The sequence below is a fragment of the Bacillus cereus group sp. BfR-BA-01524 genome, assembly GCF_022662595.1.
GTDB lineage: Bacteria > Bacillota > Bacilli > Bacillales > Bacillaceae_G > Bacillus_A > Bacillus_A thuringiensis_S.
The window spans coordinates 1-325 of record NZ_JAKUDW010000336.1 but is presented as its reverse complement, the minus strand read 5'-3'; the positions used below and the strand labels follow the sequence as shown (position 1 = coordinate 325).

The window sequence follows — 325 nt, the reverse complement described above, 5'->3', positions numbered from 1 at the left end:
AGAATCTACATCTGCATTGCTTGATGCTTTTGTGAATCGAGCTAGAATTGTATCATATCCACCTTGAATTGCTTTCCATACGAACGGACCAATTACTAATACGATAATCACTGCTAATGCAATTAACATACCGTTTTCTGATGATAATTGTGAGTCTTCATTTTTTAACCAACTTTTCATTTTTGCTAACATTTCATTTCGTCTCCTTTATATATAGATTTTAAGAATCTAATAAAATTAGAACTTATCTATTTAAATCTTTAATTACTTATTCCAAGAATTTACGTCTGCATTGCTTGATGCTTTTGTGAATCGTGCCAGGATC

Annotated in this window: 1 protein-coding gene; it reads right to left on the bottom strand. The window is 31.1% G+C overall.

The window, feature by feature from the left end; translation table 11 throughout:
- Positions 1–192: hypothetical protein (locus MR170_RS31340; protein ID WP_242310708.1), on the bottom strand; the 192-nt coding region annotated here is incomplete at its 3' end.
- Positions 193–325: the final 133 nt, after the last annotated feature.